The organism is Corynebacterium frankenforstense (genome assembly GCF_030211955.1).
Lineage (GTDB): Bacteria > Actinomycetota > Actinomycetes > Mycobacteriales > Mycobacteriaceae > Corynebacterium > Corynebacterium frankenforstense_A.
Genome location: NZ_JASODI010000009.1, coordinates 47,992 through 71,966, shown reverse-complemented (window position 1 = coordinate 71,966; position 23,975 = coordinate 47,992). Strand labels below are relative to the sequence as shown.

The following is a 23,975-nucleotide window of genomic DNA, read 5'->3' as shown; positions in this document are numbered from 1 at the left end:
TGGGCGCCGATACACTCGAGCCGCGATGAACTGCCCCGACACCACCTCCCCCACCCCTGATCCGGCGGCGCTGCGCGCGCTGGTCGGCTGGTTCGCGGCCAACGGGCGGGACCTGCCGTGGCGCGCGTCGGGTACGAGCGCGTGGGGGGTGCTGCTCTCCGAGGTGATGAGCCAGCAGACCCCCGTCGCCCGGGTCGCCCCGATCTGGCGCGAGTGGATGGGGCGCTGGCCCACCCCGGAGGACTTCGCCGACGCGTCACGCGCCGAGGTGCTGCGCGCCTGGGGCAGGCTCGGCTACCCGCGCCGCGCGCTGCGCCTGCACGAGTGCGCCGCCGCGATCGTCGAACGCCACGGCGGGGAGGCCCCCGCGGACGTCGCCGAGCTCGAGGATCTTCCGGGCATCGGCACCTACACCGCACGCGCGGTGGCCTGCTTCCACTTTGGCGCCAACGTGCCGGTCGTCGACACCAACGTCCGCCGCGTGCACCGCCGCCTTGTCGAGGGCGCCTTCCTGCCCGGCCCGGCGCGCGCGGCCGACCTGCGCAAGGTCGCCGCGCTTTTGCCCGCCGACGGGGAGGACGGTGAGGACGGGGAGGACGGGGAGCGCGAGCTGCCTGCGGGGCCGGAGATCTCGGTGGCGCTGATGGAGCTCGGCGCCCTGGTGTGCACCGCCTCGTCGCCCGACTGCGACATCTGCCCCGTGCGCCCCTGGTGCGCCTGGGTTGCCGCCGGCTGCCCCGAGCCGAGCGCGGAGGAGCTGGCCGGGGCGAAGAAGCGGGTGCAGAAGTTCGCCGGCACCGACCGGCAGGTGCGCGGCAAGATCATGGCCGTGCTGCGCGCCGCCGAGCACCCGGTGGACAAGGCCGAGATCGACGCCGTGTGGCCCGACGCCGCGCAGCGCTCGCGCTGCCTGTTCTCGCTGATCGAGGACGGCCTGGCCGAGCAGGACGCCTCCGGGCGCTTCCACCTGCCGGCTTAAGCGGCGCGGGGCCGGCGGCGCGCCTGCGCGCCACCGCGCCTGGATCCGGGCCGGTGAAAGCCTGTGTGCGGGCCGTGAAGCGGCTAGTCTTTTCGGCATGTTCATGCGCCTACGTACTCTTCGGCGCGCGACGGTGACGCTCGCGGCGTCGGCAATCGCGGCCGCCTGCCTGACCGCGCCTGCCCACGCCCAGTCCTCCACGCCGGACGCGCTGATCTCGGACCCGGCCGACCCGTTCTACGCCGCGCCGGCCGAGGTGCCGCAGGCGCCGGGCACCGTCATCCGCGAGCAGCTCGCCCCGCACATGCTCAACCTCGCCGACCCGACCGCGCGCCAGCTCGGGCTTGACGAGCCGCGGCTGCCCGGGCGGGCGCACCGGATGATGTACTCCTCGACCGACCGCGACGGTAGGCCGGTCGCGGTGACCGGCGTGGTCATCGAGCCCTCCGTGCCGTGGACCGGGGCCGGGCCGACCCCGACGCTGGTCATGGCCGCCGGCACCCGCGGGCAGGGCGACGCGTGCGCGCCGTCGAAGGGGCCGTGGCTGCTCGGCGCGATCGACCCGCAACACGGGGCCGCCGGGATCAACTACGAGCTGCCCGCCATGTACGCCGCGGCGATGCGCGGGATGCGCGTGGTCATGACCGACTACATGGGGCTGGGCACCGAGGGGCTGCACCACTACGTCCACCGCACCAAGCAGGCGCACGCGGTGCTGGACTCGGCGCGCGCGGGGCTGGCGCTGGCCGGCGCGCCCGCCGACTCCCCGGTGGCCTTCTACGGCTACTCGCAGGGCGGCGGGGCCGCGGCGGCCGCCGCCGAGGAGGCCGCGGGCTACGCGCCCGGGCTGAACGTGGCCGGCTCCTACGTCGGCGCTCCCCCGGCCGAGCTGACCAGCGTGCTCGGCGGGGTGGACGGCTCGACGATCGCGGGCGTGCTCGGCTACGCGGTCAACACCGGCCGCGACATCGCCCCGGCCGTCGACGAGGCCTTCGACCGCCAGGCCGCCCCGCAGGCCTCTGCCAAGCTGCGCCGGCTCGCGGACGCCTGCATCGGTGACACCGCGCTGAGCTGGGCCTTCCGTAGCTCCGCCGAGCTGATCGAGAGCGGGCGGCCGCTCTCCGAGGTGCTGGAAGAGGAGCCCGCGATCCGCGAGTACCTCCGCGAGCAGGCGCTCGGGCTGCACCCGATCAGCGCGCCGATGCTCGTGCTCAGCGGGCGCCACGACGACGTGATCCCGCACGCGCAGGCCCGCGGGATGGCCGTCGGCTACTGCGCGGCCGGTGGCACGGTGGACTTCCGCAGTGACGGGCTGCCGGAGCTGCCGCACAAGACGGGGCTCAACCACGCGATCCCGGTGTTCTCGCACGCGGGTCCGGCCCTGGACTGGGTGCAGGACCGGTTCAACGGAGTGCCGGCGGCGAGCAACTGCGACGCGCTGTTGGCCGGTGGGCCCGAGCAGGTGCTCGGGGTGCCCGGGGTGAGTTCCTAGCGGGTGCCGGGGCTGGCCGGGCGGCCGAGAGTGGGCAAAATGTGCACCTTTGTCGGGGCAGTTCGCCGTTTCCCCAGGTCAATTTTCGGGGGCGGCGACAAAGGTGCACATTTTGCCCGGGCTCAGGCCCGGGAGGGCGCTATTTCTTCCAGCGGCCGCGGAAGTTCAGGCCACCGGGCAGCTTGACGTAGACGCCGCCGCGGGAGTTGAAGGTGACCGGGCCGATGCGCTTGGACATCGAGGCGCCCGAGCCCGAGTAGTTGATCCAGCTGTCCTTGCCCATCTTCTGGCGCTTGCGGAAGGTGATGCCCATGGCGGAACTCCTGTTCGTCGAGGCCGATTGATGCCCTGATTTTAGCGCGCGGGCCAGGCTGCCCGGGCGGGACCGGAGTGTTCGGGCCGGGTCCCGCCCGCTCAGCGCAGGCCGCGGAAGCGGTTGACCGCGGCCATGATCTCGTGGCGTCGCGGCCGGGCGAAAAGGCCCGGGTGACCACGATAGGGCGCCACGGCGTCCAAGCCGTCGCGGTCGATGGTCGACTCGACCTCGTCGACGGCCTCGGCCAGGGTCCGGGTGCCATCGAGAAGCGGCTCCAGCCTGTCGATGACGTGTGCGATGCCGGTGGTCTGCGCCGGGTCGACGAGCTGCTCGGCCGGGCCGAGGTCGACGGAGTCCTTGCCGAGCCGGATGGTGGTGCGCCCCTTCGCGCCCGCCGGCTTGCGCCCGCCGTGGCCACGGCCGCCTCTGCCGCCCTTGCCCCGGCCGCCCTTGCCGCGGGAGGGCTTGGCGGCGACCTTGAGCACGGGAGAGCGGTCGAGTGCGGCGGAGTCGGCGCCGAAGACCTGGTCAGCACCAGCACCGGCCCCGGTGGTCTGGCCGGTTGCGGCGGGGACTTCGGCCGCGGCAGCAGACTCACCGGCCGCGGCCCCGGCACCGCCGGCCGCACCAACCACCCCCTCCCCCGCCAGCTCGTGGGCGCGGTCGGTGACGTCCGAGACCCGGTAGGAGTCCAGGGCGATGACGTGGTTGGCCACGCCGAAGAAGGCGCCCGAGCCGCCGGCGACCAGCACCGTGGAGACCCCGAGGCGCTCGTAGAGGGCGCGCACACGCTCCACGAAGGGCGTGATCGGCTCCTTGTCCGAGCTGATCAGCGCGCGCATCCGGGCGTCGCGGAGCATGAAGTTCGTCGCCGAGGTGTCCTCGTCGATCAGCAGCGCCGTGGCACCGGCCTCGAGAGCCTCGACCAGGTTGGCCGCCTGCGAGGTCGACCCGGAGGCGTTGGCGGTGGAGAAGCTCACCGTGTCCTGGCCCGACGGCAGCCCGGAGATGAACGGCGAGATGTCCACGCCCGTCACGGCGCGTCCGTCCTCGGCACGCACGGAGACCGCGTCGGAGCGGGTGACCACCCACTCGCGCCCGTCGCCGGGGATGTGCGGGTAGACCCCGCGCTGGACGGCGCGCAAGAGCGTCGACTTGCCGTGGTAGCCGCCGCCGACGATCACGGTCACCCCGGCCGGTACACCCATCCCCGAGAGCCTGCGCCCCGAGGGCAGCGCGACCTCGCGGCGCAGGGTGGACGGGGCGGCGAAGGGGACGGCGTCGGACAGCGGCTCGTCGGAGTCGCCGGAGCGGCGCGGCAGCACCGCGCCGTCGCCGACGAAGGCGACCAGGTCCTCGTCTGCCAGCCACCGGCGCAGGAAGGCGACGTCGCGGCAGTGGGTGACCCACGCATCGAGCTCGTCGGCGGCGACGGGGCGCAGCGCGGCGTCGACAATCTCGGGCAGCGCACCGGTCAGGGTGCCGGCGGCGGCGCGGCCGAGGATGCGGCGACCGCGCGCGGGAAGTTGCACGGTCAGGCGCACCGTCGTCGACTCGGCGCCGAGGCGCACGGTGGTGCGCTCGAGGATCTCCTGGCCGGGGCGGCCGAGGGAGAGGTCGCGCTTGCGGGCGGCGGCGCGCACCAGCGCCCGGGTGAGGAAGTCCTCGGCGCCGATGAGGCCGGGGCGGTCCTCGGGAAGGGACAGCCCGGAAACGGAGTGCGGGATCTCGAGGTGGGCCAGCGAGGCCGGCGCGTAGGGGTCGGTCTGCGCGCGGTCGAGCACGAAGACGCAGCCTTCGCCCAGGTCGTAGGCGGTGCCGGTGAGGTCGCGGTAGGCGCCGTAGGGCTTTCCGTCGAGGCGGTGCAGGTCGCGGGAGAGATCGTCGAGGGTTCGCACGCCCCCGGTCTACCAGGAGCGTGCCCGCCGACGCCGCCGGGCCCCGCCCGGCGCCGACGCCGGGCGGAACCGCCCGCGCCGCGCACCGCGGGCGTCGGAAATTCTTAGGCGGTGAAATTTTTCCCCGAAAAGAACGAACGGCGATTCGTTCGGCGTTTAAACTTTCCCCAACGCGACCACTTTGTGCCTCAAGCCACACCCGTGGCCCGGCCGTTCCGCGTTGCCCGGGCGCGAGCCGCCCACCTCCCCTGACGAAAGGACCCCCATGCGAAAGACCTCGTCACGCGCGGGCGCGGCCGCGGTGATCACCGCCGGTCTGCTCGCCGCCTCCGTCTGCGCCGGCCCCGCCAACGCGCAGTCCAGCGCGCCCGAAGGCTCCTCGACGCCCAGCGGCGGCTCCTCGGCGCCCACCGGCTCGAGCGGCAACGAGATCCCCTCGGCGATCGGCGGCTCCTCCGACGCGCCCTGGGACATGGCCATCCGCACCGGCATCGCGGACCTGGCCGACCCGGACGACATCGACCCCGACGGCTTCTACTCCACGATCGACCCGCACCCGACCGGCGAGCCCGGCGAGGTGGTCAAGTCCCAACCCTCCAGCTGGAGCCTGCTGGTCGAGGGCGCGACCTGGGGCACCACCGCCGAGCGCATCGTCTACACCTCGCGCGACGCCAACGGCGAGCCCATCCCCGTCACCGGCACCCTGATCACCCCGGCCGTGCCGTGGAACGGCCCCGGCGAGCGGCCCGTGATGGTCCACGCCCCGGGCACCCAGGGCGCCGGCGACCAGTGCGCGCCCTCGAAGCTGCTGGCCAAGGGCAAGGAGTACGAGGCGATGGTGCAGGCCGCGATGCTCGGCCGCGGCTGGGCCGTCGCGATGCCCGACTACGAGGGCCTGGGCACGCCCGGCTCGCACACGTACATGAACCGCGTCTCCCAGGCGCACACCACCCTGGACATGGGACGGGCGGCCCGGGCCAAGGGCTTCACCGGTCCGATGGCCATGTGGGGCTTCTCCCAGGGCGGCGGGGCCGTCGCCGCGGCCGCCGAGCTGCACGCCGAGTACGCCCCGGAGCTCGAGATCGCCGGCGCCTTCGCCGGCGCGGTGCCCGCGGACCTGGGCGAGGTGGCCAAGCACATCGACGGCTCGGCGCTGACGGCCGGCATCGCCTACACGCTCAACGGCTTCACGCGCACCTACCCGGATACCCGCGAGGCCCGCGACAAGCTGGTCAGCGAGCAGGGCCAGAGCTTCCTCGAGCAGGCCGACCACGAGTGCGAGACGTCCTCGCTGTTCAAGTGGGGCTTCACCGACACCGAGGCCGCCACCCAGTCCGGCCGGCCGGTGAGCACCTACCTGGACCAGGAGCCGTGGAAGTCGGTGCTGGACAAGCAGCGCATCGGCACCATCGCCCCGGACATCCCCGTCTACGTCACCCACAACGTGCAGGACGACCTGGTCGGCATCGAGCAGGGCCGCCAAATGGTCCGCGACTGGTGCGCCAAGGGCGCGCGCGTGAACTACATCGAGCACAACGTCGGGCCCGTCGCGCCGGTGGTCGACCACTCGAGCCCGGACGCGCTCGAGCTGGGCACCGCCATCCCCTGGCTGGAGCAGGCCGTGCGCGGTGAGAACGTGGCGTTGACCTGCAACGCCTAGAAAAAAGACTGACGACGCCCGCGGGGCGCACGGTGGTCAGCTACCGTGCGCCCCGCGGGCGTCGTGAAGCGAACTACCGCTCGCGCTGCTGCTGGGCGCCGCCGGCGGGGCCGTCGCCCTCCTCGCCCTCGTCGCCGTTCAGGCGGCCGGGCTCGGGGGTCTCGGGCAGTCGCTCGCCGGACTCGCGCAGCTTGTCCAGTTCCTCGTCGCTGACGGTGTCGGACTCGGGCACGTCGCCGTCGGCGGCGTCCTCGACGTCCTTGACCGCCTCGGCGGTCTCGACGGCCATGTCACCGAAGTGCTCCTCGGGCAGCGGCTTCGGGTGCGGGGTGAAGGTGAAGGTCGCCTTGTCGGTGTCCTTCGACTCGCCGTCCCAGCCCTCGACGTCGACGTGCACGATCTCGCCGGCGCCGAGCTCGCCGAAGAGGATCTTCTCGCTCATCGCGTCCTCGATCTCGCGCTGGATGGTGCGACGCAGCGGGCGAGCGCCCAGGACCGGGTCGAAGCCGCGCTGGGCGAGCAGGTTCTTGGCCTTCTCGGACAGCTCGATGCCCATGTCCTTCTCCTCGAGGGCCTTCTCGACACGGCCGATGAGCAGCTCGACCATCTGCACGATCTGCTCGCGGGTCAGCTGGTGGAAGATGACCGTGTCGTCGATGCGGTTGAGGAACTCGGGGCGGAAGTGCTTCTTCAGCTCGTCGTTGACCTTCTGCTTCATCCGCTCGTAGCGGGCGGCGTCGTCGTCCTCGGTCTCGCCGGAGAAGCCCATGCCGACCGGCTTCGAGATGTCCTGGGTGCCCAGGTTCGAGGTGAAGATGAGCACCGTGTTCTTGAAGTCGACCACACGCCCCTGGCCGTCGGTCAGGCGGCCCTCCTCGAGGACCTGCAGCAGGGTGTTGTAGATCTCCTTGTGGGCCTTCTCGATCTCGTCGAAGAGGACCACGGAGAACGGCTTGCGGCGGACCTTCTCGGTGAGCTGGCCGCCCTCCTCGTAGCCGACGTATCCGGGGGGAGCGCCGAAGAGGCGGGAGGCGGTGAAGCGGTCGTGGAACTCGCCCATGTCGATCTGGATCAGGGCGTCCTCCTCGCCGAAGAGGAACTCGGCGAGCGCCTTCGACAGCTCGGTCTTGCCCACGCCGGAGGGGCCGGCGAAGATGAACGAGCCCGAGGGCCGCTTGGGATCCTTCAGGCCGGCACGGGTGCGGCGGATCGCCCTCGAGACGGTCTTGACCGCCTCGTCCTGGCCGATGATGCGCTTGTGCAGCTCGTCCTCCATGTGCAGCAGGCGGGAGGACTCCTTCTCGGTCAGCTTGAACACCGGGATGCCGGTCCAGGAGCCGAGCACCTCGGCGATCTGCTCCTCACCGACCTCGGCGATCTCCTCGAGGTCGCCGGAGCGCCACTGCTTCTCCTTCTCGGAGCGCTCCTCGGTCAGGGTGCGCTCGTTGTCGCGCAGGCCGGCGGCCTTCTCGAAGTCCTGCGCGTCGATGGCCGCCTCCTTCTCGCGGCGCACCTCGGCGATCTGCTCGTCGACCTTGCGGATGGACTCCGGGGCGGTCATGCGGCGGATGCGCATGCGGGCGCCGGCCTCGTCGATGAGGTCGACGGCCTTGTCCGGCAGGTAGCGGTCGTTGATGTAGCGGTCCGAGAGCCGGGCGGCGGCCTCCAGGGCGCCGTCGGTGATGGAGACGCGGTGGTGCGCCTCGTAGCGGTCGCGCAGGCCCTTGAGGATCTCGACGCTCAGCTCGACGCTGGGCTCGGGCACCTGGACGGGCTGGAAGCGGCGCTCCAGGGCGGCGTCCTTCTCGATGTGCTTGCGGTACTCGTCGAGCGTGGTGGCACCGATGGTCTGCAGCTCGCCGCGGGCCAGCTTCGGCTTGAGCAGGCTGGCCGCGTCGATCGCGCCCTCGGCGGCGCCGGCGCCGACGATGGTGTGGATCTCGTCGATGAACAGGATGATGTCGCCGCGCTGGTTGATCTCCTTGAGCACCTTCTTCAGGCGCTCCTCAAAGTCACCGCGGTAGCGGGAGCCGGCGACCAGGGAGCCGAGGTCCAGCGAGTAGAGCTGCTTGTCCTTCAGCGTCTCGGGGACCTTGCCGTTGACGATGTCGAGGGCCAGGCCCTCGGCGACGGCGGTCTTGCCCACGCCGGGCTCGCCGATGAGCACCGGGTTGTTCTTGGTGCGCCGCGAGAGAACCTGCATGACGCGCTCGATCTCCTTCTCACGCCCCACGACCGGATCCAGCTTGCCGTCCTTGGCGGCCTGGGTAAGGTTGCGGCCGAACTGGTCGAGCACCAGCGAGTTGGAGCGCTCGCCGGCCTGCCCGCCGCGGCCGCCCCCGCCGGGACCGCTGGCCGCGCCGGCGCCGGTCAGGCCCGGGGAGCCGCCGCCCTGCTGGCCGGAACCGCCGCCCTGCTGGCCGCCCTCGTAACCGGAGAGCAGCTGGATGACCTGCTGGCGCACGCGCGGCAGGTCGGCGCCCAGCTTGACCAGCACCTGGGCGGCCACGCCCTCGCCCTCGCGGATGAGGCCGAGCAGCAGGAACTCGGTGCCGATGTACTTGTGGCCCATCTGCAGGCCCTCACGCAGCGAGAGCTCGAGGACCTTCTTGGCGCGCGGGGTAAACGGAATGTGCCCGGTGTGCGGCTGGGAGCCATGGCCGATGATCTCCTCGACCTCGCGGCGGACGTCGTCCAGCGAGATCCCCATCGACTCGAGGGCCTTGGCGGCCACGCCCTCACCCTCGTGGATCAGGCCGAGCAGGATGTGCTCGGTGCCTATGTAGTTGTGGTTGAGCATCCGCGCCTCTTCCTGCGCGAGGACGATGACGCGGCGTGCGCGGTCGGTGAAACGCTCGAACATGTTGCCCCTAAACTTCTGCCGTAAATGTGTCATCCACTCTAACGCGCGGGCGGGACCGGATCTTGCACTCTCGCGCGCCCTCTGCCAGCCCGTGCTTGCCGACGTCCCGTCGGTGCAGGTGACAGCGCCCGCGCGGCGTTGTACGCCGCTAGCGAACAGGGCCCGCGGGAGGGGTCGGGGACCCCTTCCGCAGGCCCCGGCCGGAGGCCGCCCGCGCTGTCCGCTACCGGGCCTCAGGGCTCCTGCTCCTCAACGGTGTCGACGCCGGGGCGGATCGCGGAGACGAAGACGACCGCGACCAGCACGGCGGTGCCGGCCGCGCCGCCGAGCTGCTGGAGGGCGTTCATGATCGCCGAGCCATGCGAGTACAGCGACATCGGCAGCGAGGACAGCGAGACAGTCATCAGCGGGGTCATCACCAGGGCCATGCCGAGGTTGAAGACCATGATGATGACGATGACCAGGCCGACGGCGGTGTGCTCGGTAACGGTGAAGGACAGCCACCAGGAGGACAGCAGCATGATCAGCGCGCCCGACACGGCCAGCGGCTTGGGGCCGACGGAGTCGTAGACGCGCCCGATGTTCGGCGAGGCCACGCCCTGCAGCAGGCCGCCGGGCAGCATGGCCAGGCCGGTGACGATGGCGGAGACGCCGAGGCCGACCTGCAGGTAGATCGGCATGGTGCTCACGGTGCCGAGCATCATGGCCATCGCGCAGAAGACCGTGATCACGGAGAAGGTGAAGTTGCGGTGGCGGAAGGCGCTGAAGTCGAGCAGCGCGCGGCCGCGGCGGCCCAGGCGCAGCTGGCGGATGACGAAGACGGCCGTGATGACGGCGAGCACCGGGATCGGCACCATGATCCAGAAGATGTGGTGCCAGGTGAAGTTCTGCAGGATCGCGCCGGCGATGGTCGGCCCGAGTGCCGGGGCGACGGAGAAGCGCTGGATGAGGAAGCCGGTGGTGGGGATGACCACGGCCATGGTCAGCAGGAAGCCGGTGAGCAGCCACTGGACCACGTCGGCCGGCACGCCGAAGTCCGCCATGACGGCGGGCAGGGCGACCGAGACGGTCGTCTCGTTGAGGATCATCATCGCGGAGATGACGAGGACGGCCAGCAGCGCGAAGACGCGCCGGCCCTCCAGCTTTTCTTCGGTCGCCGCCAACGGCGTCGCGGCCGCCGTGGGACACGGCGGCCGCGAATCGAAACCTTTGGATTGAACCCGTTTGCGTTAGTCTCCTGCGGGTTTGTCAGGGTCGGTGATCTTTGTCACTTACGGCGGCGCAGGAGCCTGCCGAGGCGGTCGCGCTCGGGCTTGCGACGCTTTCCGCCGCCGCCCTCCTCCGGGGCGTCGACCGGGTCCAGCCGGCCCGTCGTCTCGGCGTCTGCGGTGTCTGCGGCGTCGCCGAAGCCTGCGGCGCTCGCGCCGCCGGTACCGGCGACGTCGTCACGCGGGGCGTCGTCAATCCCGGCGCCGACGGAGACGCGCTCGCGCTCGTGGGAGTCGACCTGCTCGGCGTAGAAGTCGTCCTCCTCGCGCAGCATCAGCTCGTCCTGCTCGCGGGCGAAGCCGTTGATGCGGGCGACGCGGATGATGATCGTCAGCGCCAGCGGCACCAGGATGAAGAAGAGCAGTCCGGCGATGCCGGCCCAGAAGGTCGCGTCCCAGCGGCCGTCGGTGGCGCGGATGAAGGCGTAGCGGGCGTAGGTCATCGGGCTCGTCGGGTGGAAGACGCGGAACAGCGGCGGGATGATCGGCTGCGGCCACACGCCGCCGAAGACGAGCACGCCGTAGCCGTACATGCCCAGCGAGAAGATGCCGCCGATCACGCGGCCGAACAGGGCACGGAAGAACTGGTAGCTGGCGGCACCGGCCATCGCGATCAGGGCGAAGACCGCGCCGGCGGCCAGCCAGCTGGCCGGCGACCAGCCCATGAAGCTGGAGATCAGGCCCATCGCGCAGACGGTGACGAAGTTGATCAGGCTCAGCGCGGCGAAGGCCTTGAGCACCGGGCCGACCGAGCGCGAGCGCGACCAGCGGCCGGTCACGTGCGGCACCAGCATGGCGGTCAGCGCCATGATCAAAAAGCCGATGACCACGACCAGGATCAGCGAGATACCGCTGGTGACCTCCTTGGCCGTCGGGTCGTTGACGTCGATGTTGGTGGTCACCGGGTGCAGGTTCGTCTCGTCGAAGGCGACCGGGGCGCTGGCCTGCTTGGCCGAGCCGTCGACGTTCTCGAAGGTCGGGGCTCGGCCGGCGCCGTCCTTGAGCTTCGTGCTCAGCTCGCCGGTGCCGTCCTTGAGCCGCGTGGTGCCGTCGTCGAGCTTCTGCGAGCCGTCCTTCAGGCGGGTCGTGCCGTCCTTGAGCCGGGTGGTGCCGTCGTGCAGCTGGGTAGCGCCGTCGGAGAGCTCCGTCGCACCCGAGTCGAGCTGGTTGATGCCGTCGGCCAGGCGGTTCATGCCGTTGAGGTAGGGCGCCGAGGGATCGTTGAGGTTGTAGCGCATCTCGGCGGTGCCGTTCTTCAGCTTGGTCAGCTGGGCGACCATGTTCTCGGGGTTGTTGGCGTTGAAGCGGCCGACGATGCCCTCGAGCTTGGCGGCCTGCTCGTGCTGGCCGACGCCGTGCAGCAGGTCGATGACCGGCTGCAGGGCGGGTGCCGCGGCCTGGACCTGCTGGAACAGCGGGATGAGCATGCCGGTCAGCTGGCCCACGCCGTCGTCGATCTGCGCCGCGCCGTCGCCGAGCTGCTTGGTGCCGCCCTGCAGCTGGCCGATGCCGTCGGTCAGCTGGGTGGTGCCGTCCTTGAGGCGGGCGGTGCCGTCGGTCAGGCGCGTGGTGCCGTCGTGCAGCTGGGTCGCGCCGTCGTCGAGCTGGCCCACGCCGTCCTTGGCCTGGGTGGTGCCGTCCTTGAGCTGGGTCGCACCCTCGTCGAGCTGGCCGGCGCCGTCGGCGGCGGCGCGCAGGCCGTCGCCGAGCTGGTTGATGCCGCCGATGATCTCCTGGCTGTAGCCCTCGGCGATGGAGCTGGCGACCTGCGCCTGGATCTGCGGGACCAGGCCCGAGGTCAGCAGAGCCTGGTTGGAGCCGTTGTAGTCGTTGTAGGCGATGGTCACCGTCGGCTGGACGGGTTCCTCGCTCATCACGGAAAGGACGTTGGTGGAGAAGTCCTCGGGGATGTTCATCACGAACAGGTACTCGCCGGTGACCAGGCCCTGGTCGGCGTCCTCGCGGCTGACCTCCTCGAAGGCGAGGTAGTCCGCGGCGGAGAGCCCCTCGACGACCTGGTCGCCGTAGTTGTTCGACTCGCCGTCGCGCTCGGCGCCGTTGTCCTCGTTGACCACGGCCAGCTTGGTCGAGTGCAGGTACTGGGAGGGGTCCCACATCGCCCACATGAAGGTGATCGCGCCGATCAGCGGGGTCACCAGGAGGAAGACGATGAGGGTGCGCGCCAGCATGGTCTTCGGGCGCCAGTCGAGTGCGGAGAAGAGGCCGCGGCGCGGACCACGGGTCGCTGTCGCTTCTGAGCTCGGCATGGATGTCCTCCGGTTCAGGGCACCGCCCTCGCGGCGGCGCCGAGGTGAAGTCCGGTGGCGCCCGGGAGGCGACCCGGACGACACCTATATGTCGTGGGCCACATCGTCGCATACCTAATAACTCATGTCATGTGTTTGGGAAACATATTTTTCCGGGCCGCACGCTGGCCGTCGGCCGCCGCCCCGCTAACCGCCGTTCGCAACATGCGCCTCACCAGTCACAACGGCGCGGGTGCCCGTTCCCCCGCCGCGCCACCCCCGAGGCGAAAAAATTTCCGCCGCCACCCGTCCCCGCGCACGCAGAAGCGCGCCACCCGGAGGTGGCGCGCCGAGGGGGACCGACGGGACGTCGTCAATCGGACGGCGCCCGCGGGACCGGAACTTAAGCCTCCGGCTTGACCAGCGGGAAGAGCACGGTCTCGCGGATGCCCAGGCCGGTCAGGGCCATCAGCAGGCGGTCGATGCCCATGCCGTTGCCGGAGGTCGGCGGCATGCCCTGCTCCATGGCGGCCAGGAAGTCCTCGTCGAGGCGCATCGCCTCGTCGTCGCCGGCGGCGGCCAGGCGGGCCTGGTCCTCGAAGCGCTCGCGCTGGATGACCGGGTCGACCAGCTCGGAGTAGCCGGTGGCCAGCTCGAAACCGCGGACGTAGAGGTCCCACTTCTCGGTCACACGCGGCTTGGAGCGGTGGTCGCGGGTCAGCGGGGAGGTCTCGACCGGGAAGTCCTTGACGAAGGTCGGCTCGTAGAGCTGGTCGGAGCACAGGTGCTCCCAGATCTCCTCGACGAACTTGCCGTGGCCCCAGCCGCCGTTCTCCGGCCACTCCAGGCCGATCGCGTCGGCGATCGCGCGCAGCTCCCCGACGGTGGAGTCGATCGTGACCTCGGGCTGGCCGGGGAACTTGCGGGCCAGCGCCTCGTTGAGCGAGGGGTACATCTCGAGGACCTTCCACTCGCCGCCGAAGTCGTACTCGGTGCCGTCGGCGAGCGTGACCTTCTCGGTGCCGAAGACGGCACGGGCCACGGACTGGATCAGGCCCTTGATCAGCTTCGCCCCGGTCTCGTAGGTGCCGTAGGCCTGATAGGTCTCCAGCATGGCGAACTCCGGGGAGTGCGAGGAGTCCACGCCCTCGTTGCGGAAGTTGCGGTTGACCTCGAAGACGCGCTCGATGCCGCCGACCACGCAGCGCTTGAGGTAGAGCTCCGGGGCGATGCGCAGGTAGAGGTCGATGTCCAGCGCGTTGGAGTGGGTGACGAAGGGGCGGGCGGCCGCGCCGCCGTGCAGGGTCTGCAGCATCGGGGTCTCGACCTCGAGGAAGCCCTCGCCCTCGAGGTAGTCGCGCAGCGCGCGCATGACCTTGATGCGGGTCAGGGCGTTCTTGCGGGCGGCCTCGCGCATGATCAGGTCGGTGTAGCGGTGGCGCACGCGGGTATCCTCGGCCATCTCGGCGAAGGAGACCGGCAGCGGGCGCAGCGCCTTGGAGGCCATCTGCCAGGCGGTGGCCATCACGGACAGCTCGCCGCGGCGGGAGGCGACCACACGCCCGGTCACGGAGATGAAGTCGCCGAGGTCCGCGTCGGCCTTCCAGGCGTCGAGGGCGTCCTTGCCCACCTCGGCCAGCGAGAGCATGGCCTGGATCTGGGTGCCGTCGCCCTCCTGGAGGGTGGCGAAGCACAGCTTGCCGGTGTTGCGCATAAACATCAGGCGCCCGACCAGGGAGACGACCTCGTCGGTCTCCTCGCCGGGGGCGAGTTCGACGACACCCTCGGCGCCGGTCTTCTCCTCGTCGGCCCCCAGCACGCGGTAGCGCTCGCGCACCTCGCGGATGCTGCCGGTGCGGGCGACCTCCACCGGGTAGGCCTCGGTCCCCTCGGCCAGCAGGCGGGCGCGCTTCTCCCGGCGGACTCGCTGCTGCTCGGGCAGGTCAGAGCCGCCCTCGGCGGCGACGTTCTTGGGGTCCTTTGCGTCAGTCACGTCTCCACAGCGTAGTGGACCGCCCCGCCGGACTCGCAGCCGGACTCTCGCGCGCGCCGGTGGGGGGCCGGTGGGACGCCGCGGGTGCCGGCGCCGTGGGGCCCGCGACGGCGGCTAGCCGGACTGCTCGGCCAGGCCGCGGAAGCCCACGCCGAGCGGCACGCCGACGTTGTCGGTCAGGCGCACCTCGCCGAAGCGCGCGGCGACCAGCAGGCGCGCGTCGCCCTCGGCCGGCGGCTCGCCGAGCAGGTGGGAGCGCAGCTCGAGGTACTCCGGGGCCACCCCGGCGGCCTCAAGGACCGCCCCCGCCGTCTCGAGCACGGCCTCGGCGCCGTCCTCGGCGACGTGCGCACCGGCGGTCAGCGCGGCCGACAGGGCGATGGCGCGCTCGCGCATTTCCGGCGGGACCTGCGCGTTGCGCAGGGAGAGCGCCAGGCCGTCGGGCATGCGCACCGTCGGGAACCCGTGCACGTGCACGGGCAGGTGCAGATCGGTCACGGCGTGCTGGACGTCGACGAGCAGCTCATAGTCCTTCTCGCCGAGGAAGACGTCGGTGGCCTGGCTGGCACCCAGCAGCGCGAGGATGCGGGTCAGCTGACGGGCGCGCTCCCCGACCGGCTCGAGCCCCCGGTCGACGGGCAGCACGCGGGTGCGCCCGGTAAGCGCCGGGTCGTCGGCGGGCAGGTGGAAGACGGCGTCGGCCCCGCAGGCGGCCAGGCGTGCGCGCAGGTCCGGCGTCTGCGATTCAATTTCCGACGTCCCGGGCTCGGCGTCGAGCGCCGCCTCGCCGTCGACTGCGACGACGGTGACGGCGCCGCGCAGGCGGTGGGCGGCCTCGGTCAGGGCGAGGTGGCCGCCGTGGACGTCGGGCCCCAGGGGCACGAGCACCACGGGGCGGCCGGTGCGCCGCATCGCGTGGCTGAGCCGGGCGAGCAGCGTGGCGTCCGCCTCGGCGGCGGTGCCGAACTCGAAAGGCATCTGGTCCTCCTAGTCGTTCTTGTCGTCGGTGTCTTCTGTGTCGCCGATGTCGCCGGCGTTGCCGAGGTGCAGCAGCGCCCACAGCTCGACGTCGTGGTCGCCGCGCAGCTCGGCGGCCCGGCGCACCAGGTCGACGAAGGCGCGGGCCCGGGGCCGCCCACCGTCGGCGAGCTGGCGGGCCAGCTGGTCGTCCAGTTCGTCCGGCAGCGGCAGGGAGTCGTCCGGGGCGGGGTCGGTGAACAGCTTCTCGGTGACCCGGTCGGCGTTTGCGCCGAGGGCCTCGTCGAGCAGGGCGCGGGCCTCCCCGCGCACCACCCCGGTGGCGGTGGCCCAGGTCAGCGCCGGGGCCAGGTCCGCGCGTGCGGCAAGCGGCAGGCGCACGGGGTTGCCGCCGAGTTCGGCGACGAGCAGCTGGACGACGGCCTCGCCGGCCTCGTCGACGTAGTTGACCACCCACTCGGAGATTCCGAAGGGGTGCAGGGCGCCGACGACGGCACCCTCGATCTCCAGGGCGTCGAGGGCGGTGGCGTCGTGGGCCAGGGCGGTGTGCAGCACGATCTGGCCGCGGTGGACGTGCAGGGCGAGGTCGTTGACGGCGTCGGCGAGGTGGTGGTCGCCGGCGACGATGATCACGGCGGCGAAACCCTCGGTCTCCGCGGGGTCGGTGTACTCGACCACGGCGTGCCCGGCGCGCGCCAGGCGGTCGAAGGTGCCGTGGTAGGCGCGGTGCGGGCGCCCGAGGTAGACCCCGATGCGGATGCGGGGTCCGGGCACTACTTGTTCCTCCGGGCCAGCAGCTCGGCGACGGTCAGGGCCCCGGAGCGCTCGTCGGCGCGGCGGCGGCCGCGCGGCTCGGCGGGCGCCTCGTGGTGGCCGCGGGCGGTCTCCTCGGACTGGGTCTCGGTGCGCCAGGCGTCGGCGGCGTCCTTGCCGTCCTTCCGGGCGGACCGGGACTGGGCCTGGGTCGTGGCCTCGGTCGCGGCGGTGTCGGCCTCGGGGGCGCGGTGCTGGCCGCGGCGGGTCTTCGGGGCCTCGGCGGCAGGCTCGGTGTGCACCGTCGGCGCGGTGGTGGCCGTGGCGGCGGGCTTGTCGGCCTGCTGCGTCGGCTGCTGCGTCGGCTGGGCAGACTGGGCGGGCTTGGACTGCTGCGTCGCGGCCTGATCCGGCTTGGGCTGCTGCGCGGCCTGCGCCGGCTTCGCGGCGCGGGTCGAGGTCGACGTGGTCGAGGTGGCGGCGTCAGTGTGCTGCGGCTCCGGCTTCTGCGCGGGCTTCGGCGCCTGCTTCCACTCCGACTTGGCCTGTGCCTGCTGCGCGGCGCTCTGCTGCGCGGCGGCCGGCCCCATCTGCGCCTGGCGCACGGTCGCGCGGTTGGCGGCGAGGGAGTCGTTCTCCTCGCGCAGCAGCTCGGCGAGCTCCGGGGAGATCGTCGGCGCGCCGGACGACTGGCCGTCCTCGGTGCCGAGGTGCCCGGCCACGGCGTCGACCGACGGGGCGCCGGAGACGTGCCCGGCCTTCTCGCGGTGCTGGGTCTCGGCGGACTGGGCCGAGGCGGCCGAGCCCCAGGGGCCCAGGCCGGAGTCCTGGGCGCGGGTCTCCAGCTCCTGCAGGCGCCACGCCTGGGCGCGCAGGGCGGCGGGCTCGTACTCGAAGGCCTGGCCGCGCAGGTCCTCGATCTGGTGGCGCAGCTCGGCGAGGCTGTCGCGGATCTCCGCGAGCAGCTGCATGTCCTCCTCGCGGAGGTTGACCTCCTTGGCCGGCGCGGGCGCCCCGCCGCGGGCGCGCACGGCGTCGGCCTCGGCGGCGCTGCGGGCCTTCTCGGCCTCGCGCAGGTTCTGGGTGTACTCGAGCTCCTTGCGGGCGGTCTCGGCCGCACGGCGGTAGCGCACCACCAGGAAGAAGCCGATCACGGCGGCCCACAGGGCGGCCAGCAGCGCCAGGCGCAGCGCGACGCTGCTGTCGGTCAACAGCATCACGACGCTGGCGATGAGCGCCAGGGCGACCAGGGCGATGAGCAGCCAGTTGCCCGCACGACCCTCCGCCGAGCCCTCGCCGGAGTCGGCCCCCTCGCCGGAGCCCGCACCGGTGTCGGCGGGCGCCTGCGCGCCCGCCTGATACGCGCGCTCGCCTGCGGGGTCCGCCGCGCCACGCCGGCGGGGACCGCGGGCGGCGTCGGACACGGCGTCGTCAGGCACCCGGTTGATGCGCGCGGTGTCCGCGGCGGCGGGTCCGTGGGTGGCAGCGGAGCCGGTGTCCGGCCCCGGGGTGCCCCATCGCCCGGCCGATCCGGCGGGCGCGTACTCCGTGTCTTCGTGGGCGTTCGGGCGGGTCATGCATCCCAACCTACCGAATGCCCCGGTGGCTTCCCGGGGCGACGCGCCCCGCGGCGGCGCTAGGCGGGCTCGCCGTCGGCGGGCGGGGGTACCGCGCAGGAGCGCTCGAGGAAGACCCCGGTACCGCAGAGCACCACCCCGCCCAGCGCGCTGGCGACCACGCCCGGGATGTCGGAGGCGGCGGCCACCAGGTCCCCGGCGCGCGGGATGACCCAGGCGGCCATGCCGGTGTAGAGCCCGCCGATGACCGCGCCGGTCCACGCCGAGGCCTTGCCGATGACCAGGAACTGCGCCGCGGTGATCGGGTTGAGCTGCGAGCGGTCCTGACCGATACGCCCGTCCTTGCGCCGGGCGCGCACCTTGGCCGCGATGACCAGGCAGACCACGGCCATCACCCACAGCGTGACGGAGACGGCCACGGGCACCGAGGCCATGGAGCCGTAGAAGCGCCAGGTGGCGATCAAGGTCAGCGCGGCGATGAAGCCGCCGACGGCGATCAGCGCGGGGATCGAGGTGCGTTTCACGGGTGCTCACCGCCGTCCGGGCCGGCGGCCCCGTTCTCCTCCAGCGCCCCGCGCCGGTGCACCCCGTCGATCTCGGCGGCGTCGAGCTCGCCGACCCACTTGCGCACCGCGCGGCCGGCCAGCTCAGCGTCGGGCTCGATCTCGAGCCAGGGCACGAGCACGAAGGCGCGGTGGTAGGCGTGCGGGTGCGGCAGGGTGAGCACCGGGTCGTCGGAGCGGACCTCGGCGCCGTCGCGGATGACCTGCACGACGTCGACGTCCAGGGTGCGCGGGCCCCAGCGGCGCACCCGCACCCGCTCGGCGTCGGCCTCGAGGCCCTGGCCGAAGGCGAGCAGCTCCTCCGGGCTGCGCGTGGTCTCGACGATCAGCGTGGCGTTGAGGAACTCGTCCTGGTCCTCCACGCCCCACGGCGCGGTGGAGTAGATCGAGGAGGCCGCGAGCAGCCCGATGTCCCCGCTGGCGCGGATCGCGGCGGGCACCGTGCGCAGCAGCGCCAGGCGGTCGTCCATGTTCGAGCCGATGGAGAGCACCGCGCGGATCATCGGCCCGCCCCCTCCGGCGTGCTTTCCGACGTCGCGCTTGCCGACGTCGCGCTTTCCTGCGTCCCGTGCGCCGGCGCCGCGCGCAGCGCGGCGTCGTGGGCCTTGCGGGAGCGGCGGGCGACCACCGCGACGTCGTCAAACGTCAGTGGAATGGGCGCGGCGGGCTTGTGAATGGTCACCTCGACGGCGTGCAGCTCGGCGAAGTGCTCCATGGCCGCCGAGGCGATGCGCCCGGCGACGGCCTCGATGAGGTTGAGCGGCTCGCCGGCGACGACGTCGTGGGCGATCTGGGCGAGCTCGGCGTAGTTGACCGTGTCGTTCAGGTCATCGCTGTCGGCGGCGGCCGTGAGGTCCAGCCAGCAGACGAGGTCGACGATGAAGTCCTGGCCCAGGCGGCGCTCCTCGGGCAGCACGCCGTGGCGGCCGCGCACGCGCAGCCCGGTCAGTTCGATGCGGTCGGCCATTGCGGGGTCCTTTCAGGCGCGGGCGTCGGGAAGCGTCAGGCCACCGGCGACGGGGCGGCGGGCGTGCCAGTTGGCGGCGACGTCGACGGCGTCGCGCGAGACGACGACGTCGTGGACGCGCACGCCCCAGGCACCCAGCTGCGCGGAGATCGCGGTGACGGCGGCGGTGGCCGGGTCGGCGTCGAGCGGGGTGTGGGCCAGGCCGCGGTCGGCGCGCACACCGCTGAGGAAGCGCTTGCGGCTCGCGCCGACGAGCACCGGGAACTCGCCGCCGATGAACTCAGGCAGCGCGCCGAGCAGCGCCCAGTTGTCCTCGGCGGACTTGGCGAAGCCGAGGCCCGGGTCGAGCACGATGTTGTCGTGGTCCACTCCGGCGGCCAGCGCCTTGTCCACCAGGCGCTCCAGCGTGGCATGCACGTCGGCGACCACGTCGCCGCCGTGGTCGGCCTGGCCGGCGGCGTCGCCGAACTGCACGGTCTTCCAGTGCATCAGGCACACCGGCAGGTCGGTCTCGGCCATGACCTTAAACATCTCCGGGTCGGCCAGGCCGCCGGAGACGTCGTTGATCATGTCAACGCCGGCCTCGGCCGCGGCCCGCGCGGTCGAGGCGCGCATGGTGTCCACGGAGGTGCGGATGCCCTCCTCCGAGAGCGCCTTGATCACCGGGGCCACGCGGTCGCGCTCGACCTCGGCGGGCACACGGTGGGCGCCGGGGCGGGTGGACTCGCCGCCGACGTCGATCATGTCGGCGCCCTCGGCGACCAGGCGGTGGGCCTGGTCGAGGGCGGCCTGCGGGTCGAGGTAGCGCCCGCCGTCGGAGAACGAGTCCTCGGTGACGTTGACGATGCCCATCACGACGCAGCGGTCGGGGACGGTGAGGTCGGAGACACGGACCATGGGGGCTGGGGGTTCCTTTCGCAGAGGGCCGGACGTCTTCGCCCCCGAGCCTAGGCCGCCGGGCGCGCCGGTCCGGGCGGCGGGGCCGGGCCGGGGCTTCGCCCCGACCCCGCGCGGGCCAGGCGTCTCGGGCCTAGCCGCGGATGAGGCTGAGCGCCTCGGCGCGCGAGGCGGGGTTGCGCTGGAAGCCGCCGCGCACGGCGGAGGTGGTGGTCACCGCCCCCGGCTTGCGGATGCCGCGCATGGCCATGCACAGGTGCTCGCACTCGATGACCACGATGACCGACTGCGCGTGCAGCCGCTCGACCAGGGCGTCGGCGACCTGGGAGGTCAGCCGCTCCTGGACCTGCGGGCGCTTGGCGTACATGTCGACCAGGCGGGCCAGTTTGCTCAGGCCCGTGACCTTGCCGTCGACCGAGGGGATGTAGCCCACGTGCGCCTTGCCCAGAAAGGGCAGCAGGTGGTGCTCGCAGGTGGAGTAGACGGGGATGTCGCGCACGAGCACGAGCTCCTGGTGGCCCTCGTTGAAGACCTTCTCGAGCACGTCGGCCGGGTCGCAGAAGAGCCCGGCGAGGGTCTCCTTGTAGGCGCGCGCCACGCGGGCGGGCGTCTCGCGCAGCCCCTCGCGGTCGGGGTCCTCGCCCACCGCGATGAGCAGCTCGCGCACCGCGGCCTCGGCGCGCTCCTGGTCGAAGTGGCGCCCGCCGTTCGCGGTGCCGTCGATGTCTGTCACTTACTGGTCCTTCCCGTCGGTGCCGGCGCTGCCGTCGGCGCTGCCCTCGGGGTCTCCGGGGGCCTCAGGTTTGGCGTGTCGGCCGCCCGCGTCGCCGTCCGGGCGCGCGGAGCGGGGGCCCCAGTCGTCGGTGAGCTTCTCGGAGGGGGTGTCCGGGCGCTCGCGCTCGGGCAGGCGGAAGCCGATGAGGGCATCGTCGCCGTCGCCGTAGTACTTCACACCGGGGTGCTCCTCCGGGGAGCCGGGGTGCGCGACCGGGTGCGCACCCGCGTCCTTCGGTTCGTCGTGCTTGACGACGCCCCGCCGATCACCGCCGCCGGTTCCGGCGCCGTCGGTGCCGGGCGCGGCGTCGGAGTCCGTGGCCGGGCCGGCCGGGCCGGCGGGACTGGTTGGAGTGCCCCAGGCGTCGCCGCCCCGCGGGGCGGGCGCGGGCCGGTTGCCCTGCGCGCCCTGGTTGCCCTGGCCGCGCGGGGGCCAGCCCGGGGCGTGCCAGTCAGCCGGTGGCGGGGTGCCCGCGTAGCGCGGGCCCTCACCGGCGGCGTCGGAGCTCCAGCCGCCACCCTGACCTGGCTGACCGGGCAGCGGGGCCGGGGCCTGGTTGCCGGGCCGGCCGGGCTGGCCGGGCTGCGGGCCGTGGCCGCCGTGCGGGGCGGGCTGCTGCTCGCGGCGGGCGCGCTCGGCCTCGCGGCGGGCACGCGCGGCGCGGGAGGCCTCGAGGATGCTGAAGCGCTTCGGCGGCTCCTCGCCGCGCTCGTGGGCCAGCTCCACCGGGGTCTTGACGGGCTCGCGGCCGGCTTGGCGCGGGAAGCGCAGGTCCTCGCCGGGGAAGACGTCCTCAGCGGCGCGCGGCTCGATGCCGGCGAAGATGTTCTCCAGGTCGGGCCGGCGCAGGGTCTCCTTCTCCAGGAGCTTCTCCGCCAGGCGGTCGAGGTAGTCGCGGTGCTCGGCGAGGATGGCGTAGCTGGCCTCGTGGGCGCGGTCGATCAGCCCGTGGACCTCCTCGTCGATGCGGGCGGCCACCTCCGGCGAGTAGTCGAGCTGGCTGCCGCCGCCGCGGCCGACGAACGGGTCGCCCTGCTCCTCGCCGTACTTGACCGTGCCGAGCGAAGGCGACATGCCGTACTCGGTGACCATCGCACGCGCGATCTTGGTGGCCTGCTCGATGTCGGCCGAGGCACCGGTGGTCGGCTCGCCGAAGACGAGCTCCTCGGCGGAGCGGCCGCCCATGGCGAAGACGAGGCGGGCGAAGAGCTCGTCGCGGTTGTACATGCCCTTGTCGTCCTCGGCGGCGGTCATGGCGTGGCCGCCGGTGTTGCCGCGGGCGAGGATGGTCACCTTGTAGACGCGCTCGATGTCCTTGAGCGCCCAGGCGGACAGGGTGTGGCCGCCCTCGTGGTAGGCGGTGACCTTCTTCTCCTTCTCGGAGATGACCTTGGAGCTGCGCCGGGGCCCGCCGATCACTCGGTCGGTGGCCTCCTCCAGGGCGTCGGCGGTGATGACGTTGCCGCCGATGCGGGCGGTCAGAAGCGCGGCCTCGTTGAGCACGTTGGCCAGGTCGGCGCCGGACATGCCGGCGGTGCGCTTGGCCAGCGCGTCGAGGTCGGCGTCGGGGGCGAAGGGCTTGCCCTCGGCGTGGACCTTGAGAATCTGGGCGCGACCGGCCAGGTCCGGGTTGGTCACCGGGATCTGGCGGTCAAAGCGGCCCGGGCGCAGCAACGCCGGGTCGAGGATGTCGGGGCGGTTGGTGGCGGCCATGAGGATGACACCCTCGCGGTCGCCGAAGCCGTCCATCTCGACGAGCAGCTGGTTGAGGGTCTGCTCGCGCTCGTCGTGGCCGCCGCCCATGCCGGCGCCACGTTGGCGGCCCACCGCGTCGATCTCGTCGATGAAGATGATGCAGGGGCTGTTCTCGCGGGCCTGCTTGAACAGGTCGCGCACGCGCGAGGCGCCCACGCCGACGAACATCTCGACGAAGTCGGAGCCGGAGATGGAGTAGAAGGGCACCCCGGCCTCGCCGGCGACGGCGCGGGCCATCAGGGTCTTACCGGTGCCGGGCGGGCCGTAGAGCAGCACGCCGCGGGGGATCTTCGCGCCGAGGTTCTCGTAGACCGTCGGGTCCTGCAGGAAGTCCTTGATCTCCTGCAGCTCGTCGAGGGCGTCGTCGGCGCCGGCGACGTCGGCGAAGGTGTTGGTCGGCATGTCCTTGGTCAGCTGCTTGGCCTTGTTGGAGCCGAAGCCGAACATGCCGCCGGACTGCATGCGCACCAGGAAGAACATGAGCAGGCCGAAGAGCAGCAGCATCGGCAGCAGGAACTGCAGCATGCTGACCAGGAAGCTGTCCTGGCTGACCTCGGTGTCGAACTTCTCGGTCTCGGAGGCCTCGACGGCCTTGAAGATCTCGGGGCTGGTGCGCGCGGGGTACTGCGTGAGCATCTCCTCGACGCCCTCGCGTTCCTCGACGTTGACCGGCTCCTTGAGCTTGAGCCGCAGGCGCTGTTCGCGGTCGTCGATCTGGGCCTCGGCGACGTTGTTGTCGGCGAGCTGCTTCATCGCGACCGAGGTCTCGACCTTCTGGAATCCCCTGGTGTCGTCTGTGAGCAGGGAGAAGACGTAGAAGAGCACGAGGACGACGGCAGCGATGACGCCGATCTGCAGGATGCGCTTGTTTTTCATGTGGTCATTCTTCGCGGGGTCGCAGGGGGTCGCGGCCGTGCGGAGTCCGCCCGCGGGCCGGCGACGGGGTGGAAGGCCGCGGTTGTCGCGTCCACGGCCTCGGACAGAGCAACGATACC

17 protein-coding genes and 1 pseudogene are annotated in these 23,975 nt (G+C 72.4%); 3 read left to right on the top strand and 15 right to left on the bottom strand.

The features are described from left to right. The first annotated feature begins 25 nt into the window (after positions 1-25). Positions 26-979 carry an A/G-specific adenine glycosylase gene (locus QP119_RS06215; protein ID WP_284774522.1) on the top strand — a complete coding sequence of 318 codons (954 nt, stop codon included), beginning with the start codon at positions 26-28 and terminating at the stop codon, positions 977-979. Positions 980-1,076: 97 nt separating this feature from the next. After that, complete coding sequence (locus QP119_RS06210) at positions 1,077-2,471, top strand: lipase family protein (protein WP_284774520.1); 1,395 nt, start codon at positions 1,077-1,079, stop codon at positions 2,469-2,471. 139 nt (positions 2,472-2,610) lie between these two features. Here the strand turns inward: QP119_RS06210 and QP119_RS06205 are convergent, their stop codons facing one another. Then, entirely contained in the window at positions 2,611-2,784 is a 174-nt protein-coding gene (locus QP119_RS06205) for a DUF4236 domain-containing protein (RefSeq protein WP_284774518.1), read from the bottom strand. Between the two features lie 101 nt (positions 2,785-2,885). After that, positions 2,886-4,685 carry an ABC-ATPase domain-containing protein gene (locus QP119_RS06200; RefSeq protein ID WP_284774516.1) on the bottom strand — a complete coding sequence of 600 codons (1,800 nt, stop codon included), beginning with the start codon at positions 4,683-4,685 and terminating at the stop codon, positions 2,886-2,888. Positions 4,686-4,950: 265 nt separating this feature from the next. Here QP119_RS06200 and QP119_RS06195 point away from each other — a divergent pair, with 265 nt between their 5' ends. Next, complete coding sequence (locus QP119_RS06195; RefSeq protein ID WP_284774513.1) at positions 4,951-6,345, top strand: lipase family protein; 1,395 nt, start codon at positions 4,951-4,953, stop codon at positions 6,343-6,345. A 73-nt stretch (positions 6,346-6,418) separates the two neighbouring features. Here the strand turns inward: QP119_RS06195 and QP119_RS06190 are convergent, their stop codons facing one another. The 13 genes and pseudogenes from QP119_RS06190 to ftsH form a co-directional block, all read right to left on the bottom strand. Next, positions 6,419-9,208: an ATP-dependent Clp protease ATP-binding subunit gene (locus tag QP119_RS06190; RefSeq protein ID WP_284774512.1), complete on the bottom strand. Its 2,790-nt coding sequence runs from the start codon at positions 9,206-9,208 to the stop codon at positions 6,419-6,421. 233 nt (positions 9,209-9,441) lie between these two features. Beyond that, a complete protein-coding gene (locus QP119_RS06185; RefSeq protein WP_284774511.1) occupies positions 9,442-10,371 on the bottom strand; it encodes an MFS transporter in 930 nt (309 codons plus the stop codon). A gap of 104 nt (positions 10,372-10,475) precedes the next feature. Beyond that, positions 10,476-12,743 (bottom strand): YhgE/Pip family protein, encoded by a 2,268-nt coding sequence (locus QP119_RS06180; protein ID WP_284774509.1) that lies wholly within the window; start codon positions 12,741-12,743, stop codon positions 10,476-10,478. Positions 12,744-13,125: 382 nt separating this feature from the next. Continuing rightward, entirely contained in the window at positions 13,126-14,715 is a 1,590-nt protein-coding gene (gene lysS, locus QP119_RS06175) for a lysine--tRNA ligase (RefSeq protein ID WP_284774508.1), read from the bottom strand. A 114-nt stretch (positions 14,716-14,829) separates the two neighbouring features. Continuing rightward, positions 14,830-15,693 (bottom strand): pantoate--beta-alanine ligase, encoded by an 864-nt coding sequence (locus QP119_RS06170; protein ID WP_284774507.1) that lies wholly within the window; start codon positions 15,691-15,693, stop codon positions 14,830-14,832. Positions 15,694-15,702: 9 nt separating this feature from the next. Next, positions 15,703-16,467: a hypothetical protein gene (locus QP119_RS06165; protein WP_284774506.1), complete on the bottom strand. Its 765-nt coding sequence runs from the start codon at positions 16,465-16,467 to the stop codon at positions 15,703-15,705. Beyond that, the gene (locus tag QP119_RS06160) at positions 16,467-18,023 is read right to left on the bottom strand and encodes a DUF6779 domain-containing protein (protein ID WP_284774505.1); all 1,557 of its coding nucleotides are present in this window, start codon (positions 18,021-18,023) and stop codon (positions 16,467-16,469) included. The genes QP119_RS06165 and QP119_RS06160 overlap by 1 nt, the downstream gene beginning before the upstream one ends. Positions 18,024-18,082: 59 nt before the next feature. Continuing rightward, entirely contained in the window at positions 18,083-18,547 is a 465-nt protein-coding gene (locus tag QP119_RS06155; protein WP_284774504.1) for a DUF3180 domain-containing protein, read from the bottom strand. Then, positions 18,544-19,086 carry a 2-amino-4-hydroxy-6-hydroxymethyldihydropteridine diphosphokinase gene (gene folK, locus QP119_RS06150; protein WP_284774589.1) on the bottom strand — a complete coding sequence of 181 codons (543 nt, stop codon included), beginning with the start codon at positions 19,084-19,086 and terminating at the stop codon, positions 18,544-18,546. The genes QP119_RS06155 and folK overlap by 4 nt, the downstream gene beginning before the upstream one ends. Before the next feature lie 104 nt (positions 19,087-19,190). Beyond that, positions 19,191-19,553: pseudogene (folB, locus tag QP119_RS06145) on the bottom strand (dihydroneopterin aldolase); the annotation flags it as partial. A 12-nt stretch (positions 19,554-19,565) separates the two neighbouring features. Next, positions 19,566-20,450 (bottom strand): dihydropteroate synthase, encoded by an 885-nt coding sequence (gene folP / locus QP119_RS06140; RefSeq protein ID WP_284774502.1) that lies wholly within the window; start codon positions 20,448-20,450, stop codon positions 19,566-19,568. Positions 20,451-20,583: 133 nt separating this feature from the next. After that, a complete protein-coding gene (folE, locus tag QP119_RS06135; protein ID WP_284774587.1) occupies positions 20,584-21,174 on the bottom strand; it encodes a GTP cyclohydrolase I FolE in 591 nt (196 codons plus the stop codon). A gap of 9 nt (positions 21,175-21,183) precedes the next feature. Further along, on the bottom strand, positions 21,184-23,856 hold the full coding sequence (gene ftsH / locus QP119_RS06130; protein ID WP_284774500.1) for an ATP-dependent zinc metalloprotease FtsH: 2,673 nt from the start codon (positions 23,854-23,856) through the stop codon (positions 21,184-21,186). Positions 23,857-23,975: the final 119 nt, after the last annotated feature.